At 72.7% G+C, this 19,261-nt stretch carries 18 protein-coding genes and 1 tRNA gene; 7 read left to right on the top strand and 12 right to left on the bottom strand.

Going from position 1 to position 19,261, the window contains the following annotated elements; translation table 11 throughout:
* Window positions 1-11: 11 nt before the first annotated feature.
* Window positions 12-2,033: an N-6 DNA methylase gene (locus tag ACWCXH_RS18595; RefSeq protein ID WP_449802495.1), complete on the bottom strand. Its 2,022-nt coding sequence runs from the start codon at window positions 2,031-2,033 to the stop codon at window positions 12-14.
* 149 nt (window positions 2,034-2,182) lie between these two features.
* Here ACWCXH_RS18595 and ACWCXH_RS18590 point away from each other — a divergent pair, with 149 nt between their 5' ends.
* Window positions 2,183-2,956: a hypothetical protein gene (locus ACWCXH_RS18590; protein ID WP_449802494.1), complete on the top strand. Its 774-nt coding sequence runs from the start codon at window positions 2,183-2,185 to the stop codon at window positions 2,954-2,956.
* 411 nt (window positions 2,957-3,367) lie between these two features.
* Here ACWCXH_RS18590 and ACWCXH_RS18585 read toward each other — a convergent pair.
* Window positions 3,368-3,441 (bottom strand) — tRNA-Thr (locus ACWCXH_RS18585).
* Between the two features lie 284 nt (window positions 3,442-3,725).
* Between ACWCXH_RS18585 and ACWCXH_RS18580 the strand changes: the two genes are divergently transcribed.
* From ACWCXH_RS18580 to ACWCXH_RS18570, 3 genes are all read left to right on the top strand, one after another.
* Window positions 3,726-4,817, top strand: coding sequence for an ABC transporter ATP-binding protein (locus ACWCXH_RS18580; RefSeq protein ID WP_449802493.1), 1,092 nt, complete (start codon window positions 3,726-3,728; stop codon window positions 4,815-4,817).
* A gap of 158 nt (window positions 4,818-4,975) precedes the next feature.
* Window positions 4,976-5,422 carry a hypothetical protein gene (locus tag ACWCXH_RS18575; RefSeq protein ID WP_449802492.1) on the top strand — a complete coding sequence of 149 codons (447 nt, stop codon included), beginning with the start codon at window positions 4,976-4,978 and terminating at the stop codon, window positions 5,420-5,422.
* A 61-nt stretch (window positions 5,423-5,483) separates the two neighbouring features.
* Window positions 5,484-6,284 (top strand): nucleotidyltransferase family protein, encoded by an 801-nt coding sequence (locus tag ACWCXH_RS18570; protein ID WP_449802491.1) that lies wholly within the window; start codon window positions 5,484-5,486, stop codon window positions 6,282-6,284.
* Between the two features lie 72 nt (window positions 6,285-6,356).
* On the opposite strand, the gene ACWCXH_RS18565 is transcribed toward ACWCXH_RS18570, so the two are convergent.
* The 7 genes from ACWCXH_RS18565 to ACWCXH_RS18535 form a co-directional block, all read right to left on the bottom strand.
* On the bottom strand, window positions 6,357-7,967 hold the full coding sequence (locus ACWCXH_RS18565; RefSeq protein ID WP_449802490.1) for a DoxX family protein: 1,611 nt from the start codon (window positions 7,965-7,967) through the stop codon (window positions 6,357-6,359).
* Window positions 7,968-8,246: 279 nt separating this feature from the next.
* Window positions 8,247-9,236, bottom strand: coding sequence for a 23S rRNA (guanosine(2251)-2'-O)-methyltransferase RlmB (gene rlmB, locus ACWCXH_RS18560; RefSeq protein WP_449802489.1), 990 nt, complete (start codon window positions 9,234-9,236; stop codon window positions 8,247-8,249).
* A gap of 135 nt (window positions 9,237-9,371) precedes the next feature.
* On the bottom strand, window positions 9,372-10,766 hold the full coding sequence (gene cysS / locus ACWCXH_RS18555) for a cysteine--tRNA ligase (protein WP_449802488.1): 1,395 nt from the start codon (window positions 10,764-10,766) through the stop codon (window positions 9,372-9,374).
* 90 nt (window positions 10,767-10,856) lie between these two features.
* Window positions 10,857-11,252, bottom strand: a complete 396-nt coding sequence (locus ACWCXH_RS18550) for a PPOX class F420-dependent oxidoreductase (RefSeq protein ID WP_449802487.1) — start codon at window positions 11,250-11,252, stop codon at window positions 10,857-10,859.
* Between the two features lie 148 nt (window positions 11,253-11,400).
* Window positions 11,401-11,901, bottom strand: coding sequence for a 2-C-methyl-D-erythritol 2,4-cyclodiphosphate synthase (gene ispF, locus ACWCXH_RS18545; RefSeq protein WP_449802486.1), 501 nt, complete (start codon window positions 11,899-11,901; stop codon window positions 11,401-11,403).
* A complete protein-coding gene (gene ispD / locus ACWCXH_RS18540; protein ID WP_449802582.1) occupies window positions 11,891-12,646 on the bottom strand; it encodes a 2-C-methyl-D-erythritol 4-phosphate cytidylyltransferase in 756 nt (251 codons plus the stop codon). Before ispD ends, ispF begins: the two co-directional genes overlap by 11 nt.
* A 247-nt stretch (window positions 12,647-12,893) precedes the next feature.
* Entirely contained in the window at window positions 12,894-13,376 is a 483-nt protein-coding gene (locus tag ACWCXH_RS18535) for a CarD family transcriptional regulator (RefSeq protein WP_030244332.1), read from the bottom strand.
* Between the two features lie 462 nt (window positions 13,377-13,838).
* On the opposite strand from ACWCXH_RS18535, the gene ACWCXH_RS18530 reads away from it, so the two are divergent.
* The gene (locus tag ACWCXH_RS18530; RefSeq protein WP_449802485.1) at window positions 13,839-14,558 is read left to right on the top strand and encodes a DUF461 domain-containing protein; all 720 of its coding nucleotides are present in this window, start codon (window positions 13,839-13,841) and stop codon (window positions 14,556-14,558) included.
* Between the two features lie 110 nt (window positions 14,559-14,668).
* Here ACWCXH_RS18530 and ACWCXH_RS18525 read toward each other — a convergent pair whose 3' ends face one another.
* Window positions 14,669-15,364, bottom strand: coding sequence for a response regulator transcription factor (locus ACWCXH_RS18525; protein WP_031069385.1), 696 nt, complete (start codon window positions 15,362-15,364; stop codon window positions 14,669-14,671).
* A 2-nt stretch (window positions 15,365-15,366) separates the two neighbouring features.
* Window positions 15,367-16,824: a sensor histidine kinase gene (locus ACWCXH_RS18520; protein WP_449802484.1), complete on the bottom strand. Its 1,458-nt coding sequence runs from the start codon at window positions 16,822-16,824 to the stop codon at window positions 15,367-15,369.
* 304 nt (window positions 16,825-17,128) lie between these two features.
* On the opposite strand from ACWCXH_RS18520, the gene phoU reads away from it, so the two are divergent.
* Window positions 17,129-17,809, top strand: a complete 681-nt coding sequence (phoU, locus tag ACWCXH_RS18515) for a phosphate signaling complex protein PhoU (protein WP_449802483.1) — start codon at window positions 17,129-17,131, stop codon at window positions 17,807-17,809.
* A gap of 184 nt (window positions 17,810-17,993) precedes the next feature.
* Window positions 17,994-18,173 carry a hypothetical protein gene (locus ACWCXH_RS18510; RefSeq protein WP_393039317.1) on the top strand — a complete coding sequence of 60 codons (180 nt, stop codon included), beginning with the start codon at window positions 17,994-17,996 and terminating at the stop codon, window positions 18,171-18,173.
* Between the two features lie 239 nt (window positions 18,174-18,412).
* On the opposite strand, the gene ACWCXH_RS18505 is transcribed toward ACWCXH_RS18510, so the two are convergent.
* Entirely contained in the window at window positions 18,413-19,171 is a 759-nt protein-coding gene (locus tag ACWCXH_RS18505; RefSeq protein WP_449802482.1) for a phosphoglyceromutase, read from the bottom strand.
* Window positions 19,172-19,261: the final 90 nt, after the last annotated feature.

Genomic DNA, 19,261 nt, shown 5'->3' with positions numbered 1-19,261 from the left:
GCCGTCGCCCGTCAGGACGGGCTGATGCTCCCGTCCGTCAGCCCGTCGTACAGGCCCTGGACGAGCAGTTCGCCCAGCCTGGCGGCCAGGCGTGTCGCCTCCTCGAAGGCGGCGACCGCGCGGAACCGCTCCCCGTACCGCCGCTGGTCGGCCGGCGGCAGCCGGGGCACCTGGAGCCGGCGCACGTCGAGCCGGGTTGCGGACGTGGTGAAGCTGCTGGCCTGCCGGTTGTTCGCACTGCTGCGCAGGAAGCCGGCGAGGAACCACGAGTCCAGGGTCGCCGGGTCGGGTCGCAGCAGGTAGACGTTGCGGCCCAGCGCGGCACCGGCGGTGGCTTCGTCGATCACGCGGGTCGTGGTGCCCCGGCCGAGCACGGGGATCACCACGTCCCCGGCCCGGGTGAGCACCGGCTCCTCGTCCTCGCCCTCGGGCAGCACGCCGGAGGGGGCGCCGCCCGACACGATGTCGTGCTCGGTCAGGACCGGCGGGCCGCCGGTGCCGGCTCCGGCACCGCCCGTCCGCATCAACAGGGCTCCCGTCCTCGCCAGTTCTCCGAGGCTGGTCATCGGCCAGTGCGCGGGCGCGCCCTGGACGCCCGCCACCGGCGCCAGTTCCACGGTGCGCCGCAGGGCACCGGTCAGGCGGTCGCGGACCTCGCTCAGCCCCGCCTCTCCGCCGCCCGCCGCCCGGATCGGCAGGTGCCGGGCCGGGGTCACGTCCACGTCGTCGTCCAGCAGGTCGACCAGCGGGACGACGCGGCTGACGCCGGGCCGCTGCGGTGCCGCGCCGTCGCGGTCGAAGGCGTACCAGTCCTCCAGCACAATGCTGCGCAGTTCCTGCCAGGACAGCTTCTCCCCTCCGTCCGGCCGCTCGGCGGCGTTCACCAGGAGCAGTCGCTGCGGTTGCGGCGCGTCCGCCGCGGGGCGGCGCAGCACCCACAGGTGCAGGGGGATCCCGTACGGCGGGGCCACGCCCGCGGGCAGCGCGACGACCGCCCGGAGCGCGCCGCGCCGCAGCAGGTCCGCCCGGATCCGCCGACCCGACCGGCGGGACGCCGCGGCGGGCGGCATCAGCAGCACGGCGCAGCCGTTCTCGCGCACATGGGCGAGGGCGTGCTGCACCCAGGCCAGCTCGGACTCGGTCCGCGGCGGCAGCCCGTACTCCCAGCGGGTGTCGTAGGCGAGCTCCTCGTGCCCCCAGGAGCGTTCGTTGAACGGCGGATGGCACAGCACGGCGTCCGCGCGCACCCCGGTGTGCGCGTCGGCGCGCAGGCTGTCGCCCACCCGGATCCGCACCTCCTGGTCAGTGTGCAGGGCGAGGCGCACCGCGGTCAGCGCGGCGAGGTCCGGATCGACTTCCTGACCGGTCACCGCGGTCGTGGGACCGGCCGCGCCGAGCAGGCCGCCGAAGCCGCAGGCGGGGTCCAGCACCAGCTCGGCCCGGCCGGCGAGTTCGGCCATCAGCTCCGACAGCGGTGCGGGGGTCAGCGTGTACTGGCGGGGCCCGGCCTCCAGGTGGCGCCCCATCAGGAACTCGTACGCCTGGCGGGCGCCGAGTTCGTTCGCGAGCTCCGCGCCACCGCGCAGCAGCGCCAGACGCCCGGTCAGCTCGGACCCGCTCGGCACGGGTACCGGGTGGTCCTCGCCCAGGCGGGCGCGGAGTGCTTCGGCGAGTGCTTCGGGCAGCTCGCGGGTCAGACGGCGATCGTCGGCGGCGGCCAGCTCCTGCCATCGGGTGGGCTGGTCACGCAGCAGGAACACGGCACCGACCAGTCGCAGCGCGGTCGCCGCCCCGTCCGGATCCCGTTCGATCTGCTGCCAGACCCGTTCCCGCAGGGGCACCTGGACGAGCTTGCCCTGGTCGCGCAGCCACTGCTCGACGTCGGCCAGGTCGAAGGCCGGGCTGGTGTCGGTGCCGCCGACGGGCTTGGGGAAGTCCGCGTGCCTGCGCCGCCAGTTGCTGACCGCGGCGCGGCCGACACCGGCCAACCGCGCGATCCCTGCGGCGGTGACGTCTGTCCTGTTCTCCGGCACCGAGTGGGCCCCCTCCCCGCGACGCTACGACTGAGCACGATCTTACAACCTGCCTCACGGCGAGTTCTCATGTTGACGCGGTTCACAGGCGGTGATCTGATTGGCCCGCCGCTCACACAGCTCCCCGCCCGAAAGGTGCACACCCCTCCATGCCTCAGCAACTCCGCCGGGCCACCCTGATCGCCTGCAGCGCCACCGCGGTTCTCGGCCTCGCCGCCTGCGGCCCGGACAACGCGGACTCCTCGGCCACCGCGGCAGCCCCCTCCGCGTCCGCCGGCGTCGCATCGCCCGCCGGCGTCGCATCGTCCACCGCGCCGGCCCCCGTCCCCGCCGCGGGCACCGACGCCCTCCCCAACGGGAACAAGCTGAACGCCGTACTCCTGCCGGCCACCGCGCTCCCCCAGAAGCTCAAGCTCGACCCCAGCGGCACCAAGAGCACCGGCAACGGCTTCAACCCGCCGGTTTCGCCGTCCGCCGTCCCCGCCTCCAAGGCGTGCAACATGCTCAACGGGACGGGCTGGATCAACGCAGCGGGGATCACCGCCGCGTCCTTCGCCCAGAACAACTACACGGACGACTCGCAGGACATGTTCGCCCAGGAGCTGGACGCCTACCGGGGCAACGACGCGCAGACGGTCATGGCCAACCTGAAGAAGGCCCTCACCGCGTGCCACACCTACACCGTCGTGCAGAACGGCCAGAACTACACCGCGACCGTCACCCTGCAGAGCCTGCCCGGCGTCGGGGACGAGGCACTCCAGGCGGTCATCACGTCTCCGGACTGGACCGGGGGCAGCACGCTGGTCGCCGCCCGGGTCGGCAGCGTCGTCGTGACGACCTACGACAACGACCAGAGCAACACCGGAACCGCCGGCGTGGCCCTGACCAAGGCCCTGGTCAAGAACGCAGCTTCCGCGCACTGAACGCGGCGCCCGATCAGGCACCGCAACCGCATGCCCGGCCGCCCACAGCGGCGCCGGCACAGCGGCAGGCCCGCCGCTACGAGGGGAGCGCCGGGCCTGCCGTCGTTTTCGGCCCCGCCGGGTTCCGCACCCAGCGCAAAGCCCTCAAAGCCGCCATCGCCGGGACGGAGCCGTTCCGGCGGACCGTCGGCGCGTCGACCTGCCGACGGATCGCTCCACACTCCGAGCCGGCTCGACGCCGCGATCCGGCGAGGGAGCCTGCGGCCGGACCCCCGGCGGCGCCCCCACTGAACGGGCTGCCTGACGGCGCGTCCCCACCCTGTCCCCACCGGACATGAAAACCCCCTCCAAGTGATCTCGGAGGGGGTTTCGCATGATCGCAGTTGGGTTGTCTTCCCAGGTCAGGCACTGAGCCCCCTGTCGGGTTCGAACCGACGACCCCCGCTTTACAAGAGCGGTGCTCTGGCCAGCTGAGCTAAGGAGGCACGGTGGCCGTCCGCGAGGATCACGGCGGCACCGAGGGCAGTCTACCGGGCGCGGGTGGCGGGGTGGGGGGATATCCGAAGGTTGGCGGGGTGGGGTGGGCGTGATGGAAACGATGCGGAAATCGGGCCGGAGGGGGGCTGACAAGCGGCGGGGGCGCAGGTAGCGTCGCCGGGAGTCGGTTCGTGTAGTGGTTCAGACCACTGGACGGGCCGACGCGACAATCGAATCCCCCCTTTACTCGGATCGTCCGGCACGTTCCTGCCGGTGAAGGAGAGCACCAACCATGGCTTCTGTCACGTACGACCAGGCGACCCGCGTCTACCCGGGGGCGGACAAGCCCTCCGTGGACGCGCTGGACCTGGAGATCGCGGACGGCGAGTTCCTCGTGCTGGTCGGCCCCTCGGGCTGCGGCAAGTCGACCAGCCTGCGCATGCTGGCCGGCCTGGAGGACGTCAACAGCGGCGCGATCCGGATCGGTGACCGGGACGTCACCCACCTGCCGCCGAAGGACCGGGACATCGCCATGGTGTTCCAGAACTACGCGCTCTACCCGCACATGACCGTCGCCGAGAACATGGGCTTCGCGCTCAAGATCGCCGGCGTGAACAAGGCGGAGATCCGCACCAAGGTCGAGGAGGCCGCGAAGATCCTCGACCTCACCGAGTACCTGGACCGCAAGCCGAAGGCGCTCTCCGGCGGTCAGCGCCAGCGCGTCGCGATGGGCCGCGCGATCGTGCGCCAGCCGCAGGTCTTCCTGATGGACGAGCCGCTGTCGAACCTGGACGCCAAGCTCCGCGTCTCGACCCGCACCCAGATCGCCGGCCTGCAGCGCCGCCTGGGCATCACCACGGTGTACGTGACCCACGACCAGACCGAGGCGCTCACCATGGGCGACCGCGTCGCGGTGCTGAAGGGCGGCGTGCTGCAGCAGGTCGACACCCCGCGCAACATGTACGACAAGCCCGCCAACCTCTTCGTGGCCGGCTTCATCGGCTCGCCGGCGATGAACCTGGTCGAGGTGCCGCTGGTGGACGGCGGTGTGAAGTTCGGCGGCTCGGTCGTGAACATCTCCCGCGAGGACCTGGGCGGCGCCGGCAGCGACAGGACGGTGACCGTCGGCATCCGCCCGGAGCACTTCGAGGTCGTCCCGGCCGGCGGCATCGAGGGCGTCGCGGTGACGGTCAACGTGGTCGAGGAGCTCGGCTCGGACGGCTTCGTCTACGGCACCACCAAGATCGGCGGCGAGGACAAGGACATCGTGGTCCGCGTGCACGGCCGGCAGATCCCGGCCCGCGGCGAGACGATCCACGTCGTGCCGATCGCCGACGAGACCCACGTGTTCTCCACCAGCACCGGCGCCCGCCTCAGCAACTGAGCCACGACGAACGCGAGCCCGTCGGACCGGCCCCGGTCCGACGGGCTCCGTCCGTACACCCCCGCGTCAACACGGCGACGGGACGAACCCGGACACGTCGTCACTCGATGGTGTAACGGAGGGCGACCCGGCCCGTACCCACCGCTACGCTCCTGAGCGTGAAGCAGCTAGTTCGCCGTATCGGCCAGACCGTCGCCCTCACCCTGCCCGTGGTCCTGGTGACCACCGGCACCCTCGCCGTGACCCGGGTCCCGTGGGCTCCGCCGACCGGGCTCGACCAGCAGGTCGTCGCGGCGTCCAGCGGCGACGGCGCGGGCATCGGACGGTCCGCGGGCGCGGCTGGCAAGACGCCGGACGGGCTGGCGCCGCAGGACGCGCTGCGGGTCGCGATGCTGGACGAGCTGCGCGAGCACAGCCCGGCCGCGGCGCTGGACCTGCTGGAGCGCTCGATGCGCGAGCAGCCGTCGCTGACGCCGTACTGCACCTCGCTCGCCACCGAGCTGGGCCGGGCGACGGTCAAGAAGTACCAGGGCGACGTGCAGCGGGCCCGCTCGTTCGCCCGCCCGGTCTGCGACGGCTCCTTCGCGTCGGGTGTGACGGGCTGACGTCCCGGGGGTCGGCGAAGACCTGGGCTCCAACCCCCGTCGGCGCGCCTATTGTTCAGGCATGACCGCTGATTCCGGCCCCACCGCCGACCTCGCGTCCCCGCAGTCCCAGCACCCCCACCCGCCCCGGCCGACCACGACGCCCGTCACGCAGGCCGTCATCCTCGCCGGCGGCCAGGGCTCCCGGCTGCGGCCCTACACGGACGACCGCCCGAAGCCACTGGTCGAGATCCCGGGGACGGGCATGCCGATCCTCGGCCACCAGCTGGCCTGGCTCGCCGCCGAGGGCGTCACGGACGTCGTGGTGTCCTGCGGCCACCTCGCCGACGTGCTGGAGGAGTGGCTGGGCAGGGCGGACCTGCCGCTGCGCGTCCGCACGGTCATCGAGGAGGAGCCGCTCGGGCGCGGCGGCGGGCTCAAGTACGCGGCCAAGGCGCTGCCCCGCCCGGACGAGCCCTGGTACGCCACGAACGGCGACATCTGGACCCGCTTCAGCCTGCGCGACATGGCCGCCTTCCACCACGAGCGGGACGCCGTCGCGACACTCGCCCTGGCCCGGCCGCGGATCCCGTGGGGCGCGGTGGAGACCGACCAGTTCGGCAACGTGCTGGACTTCATCGAGGCGCCGCCGTCGCCGTTCCTCATCAACGCGGGCCTGTACGTGTTCAGCCCGGAGTTCGCCGAGCTGCTGCCGGGCGTGGGCGACCACGAGCGCACCACGTTCCCCCAACTCGCCCGCGGTAAGCGGCTGGCGGGCTACCAGCTCCCGCAAGGCGTGTACTGGCGCGCGATCGACACCGCGAAGGACCTCACGGAGGCGGCCAAGGAACTCGCCGCCGGAGCGGGCCGGGCACCTCAGTAGCCCCTCGCAGCAAGCCGGTCGGCCGGGTGCTCCCCCACGGAGCGCCCGGCCGACCGCGCCGTCCCCACCCGGTCAGGTCGCCGTCGGCGCCCCCGGACGGCTGGAGTGGCCGCCGCCCGACAGGTCGGCCAGCTGGCCGCTGCCGAGCACCCCGCCGAGCAGGCCGGAGCCCGAGCCGCTGGGGCTCGGCTTGGACCCCGCGCCCGAACCCGCGGGAGCCGGGGTGGAGCGCTGGCCGGGCGAGGAGCCGGCCGGCTGCGCGGCGGACGAGGGTGCCGACCCAGGGGCCGAACTCTGGCCGCCCTCCGCCTTGGTGGAGTGCTTCCCGCTCGGTGTCGGGGTGGCCGGGCGGGAGGCCGGGGCCGAGGACGCCGGGGCGGTCGGGCTCGCCGCCGGGCGGGACGCGGCCGGCGCGGGCTGCGTGGACGTGCCCTGACCGTGCGCGGCACCGGAGGGGGAACCGCTCGGCCAGACCGGCGTGCCGTAGTCGGTGGCCGGCCGGCTCGGCGCCTGGTGCGGCCGGGCGCTGGTGCGCACCGCCGCGCCGAGCATCGAGCCGAGCAGCAGCGTCATGCCGACGACGACCGTGGCGACCACCGTGCCCCGCCGCAGCACCCGCCGCCGCAGCGCCCCGGGCGTGCCCGAGCCGTACCGCCGCCAGGCCTCCAGGTTGAGCCGCCCGTCCAGCGAGGCGAACGGCGCCCCGGCGATCAGCAGCGGGCTCCACGCGGCCATGAAGATCAGGTCGGGGGTGTCGTACACCGGGACGGCCCGCCAGCTGACCGTGAACAGCAGCACCGCGGAGAGCAGCATCGCCGCGCCGGCCGCGAGCCGCTGCCACAGGCCGAGGACGGTCAGCACGCCGACCACGATCTCGGTGAACGACACCACCAGGCCGGAGCCGACGGGGTGCGCCATGGCGAAGGCGAGCAGCGGCTCGGCGGCCTTCCACGGGTGCAGCGAGGCCAGCCAGCGCATCATCGAGCCGCGCTCGCCGCCGTCGAAGTACACCGGGTCGCAGAGCTTGCTGAACCCGGCGTAGACGGACAGCGAGCCGAGGACGGCGCGCAGCGGCAGCAGCACCAGGCCGAGGTCGACCCGTCGGCCGGGGTACCAGGACTGCTTGCCCCCGGCGTCGGCGGCGGAGACCTCGGGCAGCTCGCCGCTCGGGGTCCAGCCCTGCGGCGCGCCGATCGGGCCGACGCCCGCGTCGGTCGCGGTGCCGGCGCCCTCGCGCGGCTGGCGCGGGACGGTCCGGGCGCCCGCGAGGGCCGGGATCACCCGGGTGTCCGCCTCGGCCAGGCCGACGCCGCCTCCCGGGGAGCCGCTGAGCCGCACGGCCTCCAGGAGCCGGGTGGCGGCGAGGTCCCCGGGGGGCGCCTGGCCGGTCCAGGTGACGGGGGTGACCCGCCCCTTGCGGCGCGGCGCACCGCCCCCGGCGGCCCCCGCCAGCGCCGGGACGGCGGAGGAGGGCACGACCACCTGCGGGGTGACCAGCGGACGGCGGATCAGGCCCTGGCTCGCGTACGGGTCGCCGAACGCGGCGCCGGTGGAGAGCAGTCCGGCCGGGGCGTCGATCAGCGGCGCCGTCGGGGCACCGAGCCGGAGCCGGAAGCTGGCCTGGGTGCTGCTGAGGCGCGCCGGGTCCGACTCCACCTTGACGGTGTTGAGGCCCGGGTCCACGTCTATCCCGGTACTGCCGCCGCCGAAGAGGGGCCGCCGTTGTGTTCTGGTGTCCACGCCCGTCTAACCGGGTGACGGCCGCTTAGGACACTCTCCCGGGTGGATATCCGGCGCCCACTTGAAGTGATCATGAGAAAAGCGATCGGACCCGGTCGGGCCCGATCGCTTTCACCCGGATCGCGGAGAATTCGGAAATACCCCTGCATGCAGGGTCTCCGATGTGCCGCGCAAGCCGAGGTGCCGTGCAAGCCGATGCTCGACAGAACCTCAGCGAGAACCTCAGCGCTTGGCGCGCAGCCGCGCGGCCTCGTACAGCACGATGCCCGCCGCGACGCCGGCGTTCAGCGACTCCGTCAGGCCCGACATCGGGATCCGTACCCGGATGTCGCAGGTCTCCGAGACCAGCCGGGACAGGCCCTTGCCCTCGCTGCCCGCGACGATCACGACCGGGCCGGTCAGCACGTCCAGGTCGCCCAGCTCGGCCTCGCCGTCCGCGGCCAGGCCGACGACCATCAGACCGGCCTTCTGGTAGGCCTCCAGCGTGCGGGTCAGGTTGGTGGCGCGGGCGACGGGCAGTCGGGCCGCGGCGCCGGAGGAGGTCTTCCAGGCACCGGCGGTCATGCCGGCCGCACGGCGCTCGGGGATGACCACGCCGTGCGCGCCGAAGGCGGCGGCGGAGCGGACGACGGCGCCGAGGTTGCGCGAGTCGGTGACGCCGTCCAGCGCGATGATCAGCGCGTCCTGGCCCGCGTCGGAGGCGTCGGCCAGGAGGTCCTCGGGGTGCGCGTACTCGTACGGCGGCACCTGGAGCACCAGGCCCTGGTGGTTGAGCCCGCCGGTCATCTGGTCCAGCTGCGGGCGCGGGGCCTCCATCAGCGGGATGCCGCGGTCGTTGGCGGCCTGGAAGGCCTCGCGGACGCGGTCGTCGGTGTCGATGAACTGCTGGACGTACAGCGCGTTGGCCGGCACGTCACCCTGCAGGGCCTCGACCACCGAGTTGCGGCCGAAGACCAGCTCGGCGCTGCCCGCCCCGCCCCGGCCGCCGCGGCCGGCTCCGGCGCGGCGCATGCCGGCGCGGGCCTTGGCGTCCCGCTCGCGCTTGAGCGCGGCGTTGGCGGCGCGCTGCTTGGGGTGGCCCTTGCGCGCCTCGCCGGGCGGGGTCGGGCCCTTGCCCTGGAGCGACTTCCGGCTGTGCCCGCCGGTACCGACAGACGCGCCCTTCTTCGATCCGGGGTTGCGGCGGTTCCTGCGCTGGCTGTTGCCGGCCATGGCTGTACTTCCTGTCTGTCCGGCATGCCCGGCCGCCCCGCTCTGTCCGGCGGCGGCCGACGGCATGCGCTACGTCATGCGGGAGGGCCGCACCGGTCCGGTACGGCCCACCCTCACCCCGATCGTCAGATGGGGTTACTGGCTGTTGATCGTCCAGCGCGGGCCGGACGGGGTGTCCTCGATCGCCAGCCCGGCCAGGCCGAGCTGGTCGCGGATGGCATCCGCGGTGGCGTAGTCCTTGCGCTCGCGCGCCGCCTGCCGCTGGTCGAGGACCAGGCGGACCAGCGAGTCGACCACGCCGTGAAGGTCCTCGCCGCGCTCCGCCCCGCTCCAGTGCGGGTCGAGCGGGTCGAGGCCCAGTACTCCGAGCATCGCACGGACCTCGGCGAGACGCGCCACCGCGTTCTCCTTGTCGTCCGCGTTCAGGGCGCTGTTGCCCTGGCGGACGGCGGTGTGCACGACGGCCAGCGCCTGCGGCACGCCGAAGTCGTCGTCCATCGCCTCGGCGAAGGCCGGCGGCACCTCGGGCGCCGCGTCGACCGTCCCGCAGCGCTCGACGACGCGCTGGACGAAGCCCTCGATCCGGCCGAACCCGGCCTCGGCCTCCCGCAGCGACTCCTCGCTGTACTCGATCATCGAGCGGTAGTGCGGGGCCGCCAGGTAGTAGCGGAGCACGATCGGCCGCCACGCGCGGACCATCTCGGAGACCAGCACCGAGTTGCCCAGCGACTTGCTCATCTTCTCGCCGGCCATGGTGACCCAGGCGTTGTGCACCCAGAAGTTGGCGAAGTCGTCGCCGTAGGCCTTGGACTGGGCGATCTCGTTCTCGTGGTGCGGGAAGATCAGGTCCAGTCCGCCGCCGTGGATGTCGAAGGCGGAGCCCAGGTACTTGTGGGCCATCGCCGAGCACTCCAGGTGCCAGCCCGGACGGCCGCGCCCCCACGGGGTGTCCCAGCTCGGCTCGCCCGGCTTGGCGGCCTTCCACATCGCGAAGTCGCGCGCGTCCCGCTTGCCGGTCTCGCCCTCGCCCGCGGGCTGCTGGAGGTTCTCCAGCTTCTGGTTGGAGAGCGCGAGGTAGTCGGAGTACGACTTCACGTCGAAGTAGACGTTGCCGTCGGCCGCGTAGGCGTGCCCCTTCGCGATGAGCCCCTGCATCATCTCGACCATCTCGGGGATGTGCCCGGTGGCCCGCGGCTCGACGGTCGGCGGCAGGCAGCCGAGCGCGCTGTAGCCGTCGTTGAACGCCCGCTCGTTCTCGTAGGCGATCTGCCACCACGGCGTGCCGAGCTCGCGCTCCTTGGCGATGATCTTGTCGTCGATGTCGGTGACGTTCCGGGCGAACGTCACCTGGTAGCCGCGGTAGGCGAACCACCGCTGCATGATGTCGAAGTCGAGGTAGGACCGGACGTGCCCGATGTGTGGCGCCGACTGGACGGTAGCGCCGCACAGGTAGATCGAGACACAGCCCGGTACAAGCGGGACGAAGTCGCGTACCTGGCGGGTGCTGGTGTCGTACAGGCGAATGCTCACAGCGTCAAGCGTAGTGGGCAGGAGGGGGTGCCCCGCCACATTCCCGGGGACATTCCCGGGGAACGGCGGGCCGGAGGAGCCGGAGGAGGGTCAGATGTTGCCGACCACCTTGCGCGGAGTGAGGCGGACGACCACCCGGACGTCGTCCGGTCCGTCGAAGCCGTAGACGTCCTCGCCGCGGTACTTGAGGGCGAGCTCGTCGATCAGCTCGCGGCCGCCCTCGGTGGTCAGGGTCACCGAGCCGCGCACCTCGAAGTACTCGTACGGGCTCTCCGGCGGGTTGACCACGAGTGTGATGCGCGGGTCCTTCACGAGGTTGAGGTGCTTGCGCCGGCCCTCGACGGTGGAGAACAGGATGTCCTCGCCGTCCCGCTTGACCCAGACCACGGAGGACTGGGGGCTGCCGTCGGGCTGGATCGTGGAGATCACGGCGAAGCTCTTGCCGTCGATCAGGGCCTTGGCACGGTCGGAGAGTTGGGCGCTCATGGGAAACCTCTTCTCGTCGGCGGCTGGTACGGCCCGAGGACACGGCCTGGGCGGGCCCGTACCGAAACACTATCGACTCGGGCCCCCACAACACCCGTTGAACACTCGTCAGTCCCGGGCTATTCCCGGACCGCCGCACGCCCCGCGCTCAACGCCGTTCGTACACCAGGGCGGTGGCGATCGCGGCCAGCCCCTCGGCCCGGCCGGTGAGGCCCAGCCCGTCGGTGGTGGTGCCGGAGACCGACACCGGCGCACCGGCCGCCTCGGACAGCGCGGCCTGCGCCTCGGCCCGGCGCTTGCCGATCTTCGGGCGCACGCCGATCACCTGGACCGCGATGTTGCCGATCTCGAAGCCCGCCTCGCGCACCAGCCGGGCGGCCTCGCCGAGCAGCTTCACCCCGGACGCGCCGGCCCACTCGGGGCGGTCGGTGCCGAAGTGGGCGCCCAGGTCGCCGATTCCGGCGGCCGAGAACAGCGCGTCGCACGCGGCGTGCGCTGCCACGTCGGCGTCCGAGTGCCCGGAGAGCCCGAACTCGGCGTCCGGCCACTCCAGTCCGGCCACCCACAGCGGGCGCCCGGCCTCGAAGGCGTGCACGTCGGTGCCGACGCCCACACGGGGGATCGGCGGGAACTGCGGATCAGTAGGCATCGGCGGCCCTCCTGCGGGCGAGTACGGCCTCGGCGAGCACGAGGTCCAGCGGACGGGTGACCTTGAACGCCTCCTCGTGACCGGGCACCACGACGACCTGGCCGCCGAAGCGCTCCACCAGTCCGGCGTCGTCGGTCACCGGAGGCGCACCGGTGCCGCCCGCGGCCTCCTCGGCCAGCGCCTTGGCGTGCACCTCGGCCAGGACCTCCCGGCGGAAGCCCTGCGGGGTCTGCACGGCGCGCAGGGTGGAACGGTCGGGCGTGTCGAGGACGGGCTCGGGACGGCCCGGGTTCGGCTCGACCCGCTTCACGGTGTCGGCCAGCGGCACCGCGGGCACCACCGCCTCGGCCCCGGCTCGGACGGCGGCCGCGACCGCGTCCACCACCTCGACCGGGACGAGCGGGCGGGCCGCGTCGTGCACCAGGACGGTCTCCACGTCCGCCGGGATCGCGGCCAGGCCGAGCCGGACCGACTCCTGGCGGGTCGTGCCGCCGGCCACCACGCGAACGTCCTTGCCGTCCAGCCCGTGGCTGTCCAGCAGGGCGACGACCTCCGCCACCCCGTCGGCCGGCGCGGCGACCACGACCAGGCCGACCGCCCGGCTGCGGGCCAGGGCCCGGACGGCGTGCACCAGGAGCGGCACACCGCCCAGTTCCCGCAGCGCCTTCGGGGCACCGGGCCCGAGCCGCTCACCGCGCCCGGCGGCGGGCACCACTGCTGCTGCGACTGCTGCTGACGCGTTCAGGTTTCACTCCTTCGGCGAAGTGGGTATGGCCATGGCGTGCACGACGGGCGCACGGACCCCTTCCGAAGAACCACCGGTCCGCGGCCCACACGATCCGCAGAAACGGGGGGCCTGGACCGGCTCGGGCGGGGGGCGTCGTCCGGACACGCCTCAGCGCCCGAAGTGCCACTGCACCACTTCCCGGATCCCTCCGGGAGCGGCGCGCCGGCACCGGGCGCTGTGAGCGTTGGGCGGCAGCCCGACCGCACTACGAGGCGAGGACCTCGTCGAGCAGCGTCTCCGCCTTGTCCTCGTTGGTGTTCTCGGCCAGCGCGAGCTCGCTGACGAGGATCTGGCGCGCCTTGGCGAGCATCCGCTTCTCACCGGCCGACAGGCCGCGCTCGCGCTCGCGACGCCAGAGGTCGCGCACAACCTCGGCGACCTTGATAACGTCGCCCGAGGCGAGCTTCTCCAGGTTCGCCTTGTAGCGACGGGACCAGTTGGTCGGCTCTTCGGTGTACGGTGCGCGCAGCACCTCGAAGACCCGGTCCAGACCTTCCTGGCCGACCACATCGCGCACGCCGACGAACTCCGCGTTCTCGGCGGGCACGCGGAGCGTCAGGTCTCCCTGCTGCACCTTGAGCACCAGGTAGGTCTTGTCCACACCTTTGATCTGGCGAATTTCGATGGCCTCGATCAGCGCGGCCCCGTGATGGGGGTAGACCACCGTGTCGCCAACCTTGAACGTCATGTGACAGGACCCCTTCCGTGGCTTTCCAGAATAACACGCTTTTCGGCGCACCCGAAGGGCGTTTTCGCAGGTCAGGGCCGGTCTCGGGGCTTGACAAGCACCCCCATGACGTGCTGCGACCGGTGTTCGAGAGAGGCTTCCCGCAGGTCGGAGGCGGTTCCGGCGCTCGGCGAAACCTGTCGCAACAGTCCCGAAACCGTGATTGGATCTTGAGTTTTCGCCGTTTATCGGGCCGTTTCCGGATCGTTATTCGATCTTGGTCGAAGCTTGCTCCCCGCGCCGCCACCCCGAGCGGCGCCGGGCCGCCCACGGCATGACACGGACACGTCCCGGTGCGCCCGGACGGGCCCCCGGCCGCCCCCGGGAGTGCGACACGGGGACCACCCCGTGAGGACCGCATAAGTGAGGTCGATAATCTGAGACCTGACCTACCGACACGCGACCTAGGGAGAAGCCGCCGCCGTGAGCCGCAGCCTTCGACGCGGCAGCATCGCCGCCCTCGCCGTCCTCGCCATCGCCTCGCTGTCCTCCTGCGCGGCCGGCAACCAGCCGGACACCCTGCAGATCAAGCCGGACAGCGCCGCGGCGACGCTCGGCACGAACGTCCGGCTGAACAACATCGTCGTCGTCACCGGAACCGACACCTCGGGCGACTCCACCGGCCCCGCCAATGTGACGGTGAACATCAGCAACACCGGGGCCGACCCGGTCGAGCTGCAGTCCATCACCGTCGGCAACGGCGCCACCGCCACCTTCGCGGACCCCGCGGGCGCCCCGCTGACCAGCATCGTCGTCCCGGCCGGCAGCGCCGTGCTGCTCGGCGGCGCCGGCAACCCGTCCGCCAAGGTCGCGTCCGTGGGCGTCACGGTCGGCGGCGTCGTGCCGACGTCCTTCGCCTTCAAGGACGGCCAGAAGGTCGACGTGCAGGCCGGTGTGAGCCCGGACAAGGGCCTCTTCAAGGGCTACGGCCCGACCGCCGCCCCGACCGCCACCCCGGCCGCCGTGCCCAGCAAGAGCGCCACCCCGGGCACCGTTTCGACCACCCCGGGCGTGTCGGCCCCGGCCACCGGTGCCACCGGTGCTGCCACCCCGTCGGCGGGCACCGTTCCGAGCGCCCCGGCCGCGTCCGCCCCTGTCGCCGGCGCCACCACCGCTGCCACGCCGTCCGCCGGCACGCACTGACGGCTCCACACCGCGTCCGGCGGGTCCGTACGGGCCCGCCGGACATGCGGAAGGCCCCCGCCGGCAGTCGCCGGCGGGGGGCCTTCCGCATGTCCGTTGTCCGTGGCGGTTTACGGCTCGAACTTGTAGCCCAGGCCGCGGACCGTGACCAGGTAGCGCGGCGCGCCCGGGTCCGGCTCGATCTTCGCGCGCAGGCGCTTCACGTGGACGTCCAGGGTCTTGGTGTCGCCGACGTAGTCCGCGCCCCAGACCCGGTCGATCAGCTGCATGCGGGTGAGCACCCGGCCCGCGTTGCGCAGCAGCATCTCCAGCAGGTCGAACTCCTTCAGCGGCAGGTCGACCTTGGCACCGTCCACCGTCACCACGTGCCGGTCGACGTCCATCCGGACCGGGCCGGCCTCCAGGGCGCCCGGGCCGCCGCCGTTGTCGCCGGCGCCGCCGTCCTCGCCGCGGCGGCGCAGCACCGCGCGGATCCGGGCGACCAGCTCACGGGTGGAGTACGGCTTGGTGACGTAGTCGTCCGCACCTATCTCCAGGCCGACGACCTTGTCGATCTCGCTGTCCTTGGCGGTCACCATGATCACTGGGACGTTGGAGCGCACGCGGAGCTGGCGGCAGACCTCGGTGCCCGGCAGGCCCGGCAGCATCAGGTCGAGCAGGACGAGGTCGGCGCCGTTGCGTTCGAACTGCTCCAGCGCGTCGGGGCCGGTGGCGGCGACGGCCACCTCGAAGCCCTCCTTGCGAAGCATGTACGAGAGGGCGTCGCTGAACGACTCCTCGTCCTCGACCACCAGTACTCGGGTCACGATCAGGCCTCCGGGGCAAGCTGGGTTGTCTTTGACAGGGGTACTTCCCGCTCCCCGGCGGGGAGCGAACGGTCCGTGCGGCCCGTGGTGGCCGCGCGGTCCGGCGTGCGGATCCGGGGTGCCGCGGCGGACCCGACGCGGGCGTCGAGGTCACCGCCCTCGGCGGGTTCGACGTCTTCCAGGCCGTCGACGTCTTCGGCGTCTTCGGCGTCTTCGGCGTCCCCGAGGTCTTCGAGCTCTTCGGCGGTGGGCGCCTGGCCGGCGGGCAGGCGGATGGTGAAGGTCGAGCCCTGGCCCTCGACGCTCCACACCGACACGGTGCCGCCGTGCGAGGCGGCGACGTGCTTGACGATGGACAGGCCGAGGCCGGTTCCGCCGGTGGCCCGGGAGCGGGCCGGGTCGACGCGGTAGAAGCGCTCGAAGACCCGCTCGCGGTCCTTCTCGGAGATGCCGATGCCCTGGTCGGTGACCGATATCTCGATCAGTTCGCCGTCCGCCTCGCCGAGCGCGGCGGCGCTGGAGATGCGGCGGGTGGCGATGGCCACCCGGGTGCGGGGCGGGCTGTAGTTGACCGCGTTCTCGACCAGGTTGCCGAGCGCGGCGGCGAGCTGGCCGCGGTTGCCGTGCAGGTAGAGGCCGGCGATGCCGCCGGCGGCGATCAGGATCTGCTTGGCGGCGGCCTGCTGGCGGCAGCGGTCGATCGCCTCGGCGATCAGCTCGTCCACCGCGACCGGCTCCGGGTCGACCATCAGCCGGTCGTCCTGGACCCGGGAGAGGTCGATGATCTCCTGGACCAGGCTGGCCAGCCGGGTCGCCTCGATCTGCATCCGGCCGGCGAAGCGCTGGACCGCCTCCGGGTCGTCGGCCGCGTCCGCGACCGCCTCGGAGAGCAGGGACAGGGCGCCGACCGGAGTCTTGAGCTCGTGGCTGACGTTGGCCACGAAGTCCCGGCGCACGGCCTCCACCCGGCGGCGCTCGGTCTGGTCCTCGACCAGCACCAGCACCAGCCGGGAGCCCAGCGGGGCGACCCGGACCGAGACCGCGAGCGGCTCGGCGGCGCGGGCCGCGCCGGGGCGCGGCACCTCCAGCTCGACCTGGCGGATCTCGCCGTCCCGGCGGGTGGCCCGGGCGAGCGAGAGCATCTGTTCGACGGCGACCGCGCCGCCGCGCACCAGGCCCATCGCGTACGCCGCCGAGCTGGCCTTGACCACCTCGTCGGCCTCGCCGAGCACGATCGCGCAGGAGCGCAGCACCGACAGCACGGTGTCCACGCCCGGCGGGAGCGGGGGCTCCTGGGCGGCGCCCGGAGCCGGGTGCCGGCCGTAGTTCCTGCCGTTGGTGCCGCTGTACTTCCCTCTGGCCTGCTCGCGCTCGCTCCAACGGAAGGCGATGGAGGCCGTGAGGCCGACCCCGAGCCCGGCTATGGCGCAGGCAGCGGCGGCGGCCACGTTCACGTCCATGTGGCCAGCGTAAGCGCATGGCCTCGGCGTTCCCCAAGGGTCGGATCAAGGCATCGACCTGCTGTTGCCGAGAATTCACCTTCATGTAGCTGCCGATTCACCGCACCGGCCGTGCGTGGTCGCCCAAACGGCACAGAGTTGGCCGTGCAGCCCGTGTGGGAGTGGGTGGCGCGCCGAACCGGGGCCGCCGCCCGAAGGTGCGCGTACCATTCGCGCACCAGCAGCGGTCACCCGGACACCGGATCGACGGTCGGACGGGATGACCGGTCGGCACCGCCACCGACACAGCTACTGAGGAGAGAGCATGCGCGACGCGTACCACGAGGAACTCGATGCGATCGGCGACAGCCTGGTCGAGATGGCCCGGCTGGTCGGATCGGCCCTGGGCCGGGCGACCACCGCACTCCTCGACGCGGACCTCGCGCTGGCGGAGAGCGTGATAGCCGCGGACGAGAAGATCAACGATCTCCACCACGAGCTGGAGAACCGCGCGATCGACCTGCTCGCCCGGCAGCAGCCGGTCGCGACCGACCTGCGCATCGTCGTCACCTCGCTGCGGATGAGCTCCGACCTGGAGCGCTGCGGCGACCTCGCCCGGCACGTCGCCAAGGTCGCGCGGATGCGCTACCCCGAGTCGGCGGTGCCGGGCGACCTGCACGCCACCGTCCTGGAGATGGGGCAGCTCGCCCAGCGCCTGGTGGCCAAGGCCGGCCTGGTGATCGCCACCAAGGACGTCGAGAAGGCCCTGGAGATGGAGCAGGATGACGACGCCATCGACACGCTCCACCGCGAGCTGCTGTCGCACCTGATCGACGACCGCTGGCACCACGGCATCGAGACCGCCGTCGACATCACCCTGGTCGGCCGCTACTACGAGCGCTTCGCGGACCACGCCGTGTCCGTCGCCAAGCGCGTCGTGTACCTCGTGACGGGTGAGCACGTCGCGGACTTCGTCGCCTCCTCGGAGGCCGCGGCCGCGGAGTGAGCCGTCGCGGGGCTTGCCCGCGGCTCACCCCGAGGGGTGAGTAAACCTCGGGCGAGGGTGGTGTGGGCGCACGGATTTCCGAACGTTCCACCACTGCGCGCCCGTTGACGCCCCCTCCGAATGGCGGCTTCACTCGAAGCTGTAGGCACCGGAAGTGTGCCCGTCACAAGGAGGGTTCAGCACGATGAAAGCCAACCCGACCCGACCGGCGCCGGCACACGACACCGTCGAACCGCTCACCCCGAAGCTGCTGCCCGTCCTCGCCGCCGGCTGTGGCTGCGGCCCGGGGTGCGGCTGCGGCTGCCAGTCCGGTGCGCCCTGCCAGTGCGGCGGCGCGGACGGCGGCTGCTGCGGCGGCCACTGAGGAGGCACCGGGGGCGCCCGGCCGCTCGTGGGAGGCGGCCGGGCGCTCCCGGCCGTCCGGTTCCGCCGGTGCCTCAGAATCGGACGCCCCAGCACCGGACGCCTCGGCACCGGACGTCTCAGAACCGGACGTCGGTGCAGGGGTAGAAGGCGTTCGGCACACGCAGGCTGAATGACATCCGAACAGCAGGAGGCCCCGCCCCCGGCAAGCCGGGAGACGGGGCCGTGCCGTTTTCGGGCTTACTTCTTGCCCTGGTTCCTGACCGCCTCGATGGCGGCCGCGGCGGCCTCCTGGTCGAGGTAGCGGCCGCCCTGGGTGACGGGCTTGAAGTCGGCGTCGAGCTCGTACACCAGCGGGATGCCGGTCGGGATGTTCAGGCCGGCGATGGCCTCGTCGGAGATGCCGTCGAGGTGCTTGACCAGCGCGCGCAGGCTGTTGCCGTGGGCGGTGACCAGGACGGTCTTGCCGGCGGCGAGGTCCGGGACGATCGCGTCGTACCAGTACGGGAGCATCCGCTCGACGACGTCCTTCAGGCACTCGGTGCGCGGGCGCAGCTCGCTCGGGATGTCGGCGTAGCGCGCGTCGGCGGCCTGCGAGTACTCGGCGTCGTCGGCCAGGACCGGCGGCGGGGTGTCGTAGGAGCGGCGCCAGAGCTGGAACTGCTCCTCGCCGAACTCGGCCAGGGTCTGGGCCTTGTCCTTGCCCTGGAGCGCACCGTAGTGCCGCTCGTTCAGGCGCCAGCTGCGGCTGACCGGGATCCAGTGGCGGTCGGCCTTGTCCAGGGCGATCTGCGAGGTGCGGATCGCGCGGCGCAGCAGCGACGTGTGCACCACGTCGGGCAGCAGGCCCTCGGCGGCCAGGAGCTCGCCGCCGCGGGCGGCCTCCTTCTCGCCCTTCTCGTTGAGGTCGACGTCGACCCAACCGGTGAACAGGTTCTTCTGGTTCCACTGGCTCTCGCCGTGGCGAAGCAGGATGAGTCGGTACGTCGTGTCAGCCATGGCGCCCAGCTTAGTGGAGTCGAAAAACCCCTGGCCGGGACCTTTGGCCATGAGTAATGTGTGCTCTGCGCTTCTGACACTTACACCTGT

The organism is Kitasatospora sp. NPDC001660 (assembly GCF_053596725.1).
The sequence above is the reverse complement of the archived record's forward strand: the minus strand, read 5'-3'. Positions and strand labels throughout refer to the sequence as shown.